The sequence below is a fragment of the Streptomyces aureus genome, from assembly GCF_001418135.1.
Classification (GTDB): domain Bacteria; phylum Actinomycetota; class Actinomycetes; order Streptomycetales; family Streptomycetaceae; genus Streptomyces; species Streptomyces aureus_A.
Map to the genome: position 1 here is coordinate 1 of NZ_LIPQ01000299.1, position 3205 is coordinate 3205.

At 56.8% G+C, this 3205-nt stretch carries 1 rRNA gene; it reads right to left on the reverse strand.

What is annotated here, in order from left to right:
- Positions 1-32: 32 nt before the first annotated feature.
- A 23S ribosomal RNA gene (locus tag AOK00_RS24150) occupies positions 33-3151 on the reverse strand.
- Positions 3152-3205 lie beyond the last annotated feature (54 nt).

The window sequence follows — 3205 nt, forward strand, 5'->3', positions numbered from 1 at the left end:
CTTCAGAACTAACACAGTGGACGCGAGCAACTGAGGACAAGCCCTCGGCCTATTAGTACCGGTCAGCTCCACCCATTACTGGGCTTCCACATCCGGCCTATCAACCCAGTCGTCTACTGGGAGCCTTACCCTCTCAAGGAGGTGGGAATACTCATCTCGAAGCAGGCTTCCCGCTTAGATGCTTTCAGCGGTTATCCCTCCCGAACGTAGCCAACCAGCCATGCCCTTGGCAGGACAACTGGCACACCAGAGGTTCGTCCGTCCCGGTCCTCTCGTACTAGGGACAGCCCTTCTCAATATTCCTACGCGCACAGCGGATAGGGACCGAACTGTCTCACGACGTTCTAAACCCAGCTCGCGTACCGCTTTAATGGGCGAACAGCCCAACCCTTGGGACCGACTCCAGCCCCAGGATGCGACGAGCCGACATCGAGGTGCCAAACCATCCCGTCGATATGGACTCTTGGGGAAGATCAGCCTGTTATCCCCGGGGTACCTTTTATCCGTTGAGCGACGGCGCTTCCACAAGCCACCGCCGGATCACTAGTCCCGACTTTCGTCCCTGCTCGACCCGTCGGTCTCACAGTCAAGCTCCCTTGTGCACTTACACTCAACACCTGATTGCCAACCAGGCTGAGGGAACCTTTGGGCGCCTCCGTTACCCTTTGGGAGGCAACCGCCCCAGTTAAACTACCCATCAGACACTGTCCCTGATCCGGATCACGGACCGAGGTTAGACATCCAGCACGACCAGAGTGGTATTTCAACGGCGACTCCACCATGACTGGCGTCACGGCTTCAAAGTCTCCCACCTATCCTACACAAGCCGAACCGAACACCAATATCAAACTGTAGTAAAGGTCCCGGGGTCTTTCCGTCCTGCTGCGCGAAACGAGCATCTTTACTCGTAGTGCAATTTCACCGGGCCTATGGTTGAGACAGTCGAGAAGTCGTTACGCCATTCGTGCAGGTCGGAACTTACCCGACAAGGAATTTCGCTACCTTAGGATGGTTATAGTTACCACCGCCGTTTACTGGCGCTTAAGTTCTCAGCTTCGCCCTGTCGAAACAGAGCTAACCGGTCCCCTTAACGTTCCAGCACCGGGCAGGCGTCAGTCCGTATACATCGCCTTACGGCTTCGCACGGACCTGTGTTTTTAGTAAACAGTCGCTTCTCGCTGGTCTCTGCGGCCACCCCCAGCTCACGGAGTAAATCCGATCACCAGACGTGGCCCCCCTTCTCCCGAAGTTACGGGGGCATTTTGCCGAGTTCCTTAACCATAGTTCACCCGAACGCCTCGGTATTCTCTACCTGACCACCTGAGTCGGTTTAGGGTACGGGCCGCCATGAAACTCGCTAGAGGCTTTTCTCGACAGCATAGGATCATCCACTTCACCACAATCGGCTCGGCATCAGGTCTCAGGCTATGTGCTGTCCGGATTTACCTGGACAACGCCCTACACCCTTACCCCGGGACTACCACCGCCCGGGCTGGACTACCTTCCTGCGTCACCCCATCGCTTACCTACTACCACCTTGGGTCAGCGGCTCCACCACTTTCCTTTCCCCGAAGGGTCCGGAACGGCTTCACGGCCTTAGCATTAATGGGCTCGATATTGGGCGTTTCAAAGCGGGTACCGGAATATCAACCGGTTGTCCATCGACTACGCCTGTCGGCCTCGCCTTAGGTCCCGACTTACCCTGGGCAGATCAGCTTGACCCAGGAACCCTTAGTCAATCGGCGCACACGTTTCTCACGTGTGTATCGCTACTCATGCCTGCATTCTCACTCGTGAACCGTCCACAACTCGCTTCCGCGGCTGCTTCACCCGGCACACGACGCTCCCCTACCCATCACAGCGGGCGTTGGCCCTATTGCTGCAATGACACGACTTCGGCGGTACGCTTGAGCCCCGCTACATTGTCGGCGCGGAATCACTTGACCAGTGAGCTATTACGCACTCTTTCAAGGGTGGCTGCTTCTAAGCCAACCTCCTGGTTGTCTCTGCGACTCCACATCCTTTCCCACTTAGCGTACGCTTAGGGGCCTTAGTCGATGCTCTGGGCTGTTTCCCTCTCGACCATGGAGCTTATCCCCCACAGTCTCACTGCCGTGCTCTCACTTACCGGCATTCGGAGTTTGGCTAAGGTCAGTAACCCGGTAGGGCCCATCGCCTATCCAGTGCTCTACCTCCGGCAAGAAACACACGACGCTGCACCTAAATGCATTTCGGGGAGAACCAGCTATCACGGAGTTTGATTGGCCTTTCACCCCTAACCACAGGTCATCCCCCAGGTTTTCAACCCTGGTGGGTTCGGTCCTCCACGAAGTCTTACCTCCGCTTCAACCTGCCCATGGCTAGATCACTCCGCTTCGGGTCTTGAGCGCGCTACTGAATCGCCCTATTCGGACTCGCTTTCGCTACGGCTTCCCCACACGGGTTAACCTCGCAACGCACCGCAAACTCGCAGGCTCATTCTTCAAAAGGCACGCAGTCACGAGATACAGCAAGCTGTATCCGACGCTCCCACGGCTTGTAGGCACACGGTTTCAGGTACTATTTCACTCCGCTCCCGCGGTACTTTTCACCATTCCCTCACGGTACTATCCGCTATCGGTCACCAGGGAATATTTAGGCTTAGCGGGTGGTCCCGCCAGATTCACACGGGATTTCTCGGGCCCCGTGCTACTTGGGTGTCTCTCAAACGAGCCGTTAATGTTTCAGCTACGGGGGTCTTACCCTCTACGCCGGACCTTTCGCATGTCCTTCGCCTACATCAACGGTTTCTGACTCGTCTCACAGCCGGCAGACTGTGAAAGAGAGATCCCACAACCCCGCATGCGCAACCCCTGCCGGGTATCACACGCATACGGTTTGGCCTCATCCGGTTTCGCTCGCCACTACTCCCGGAATCACGGTTGTTTTCTCTTCCTGAGGGTACTGAGATGTTTCACTTCCCCTCGTTCCCTCCACATGCCCTATGTGTTCAGGCATGGGTGACAGCCCATGACGACTGCCGGGTTTCCCCATTCGGAAACCCCCGGATCAAAGCCTGGTTGACGGCTCCCCGGGGACTATCGTGGCCTCCCACGTCCTTCATCGGTTCCTGGTGCCAAGGCATCCACCGTGCGCCCTTAAAAACTTGGCCACAGATGCTCGCGTCCACTGTGTAGTTCTCAAGCAACGACCAGCCACCCATCAC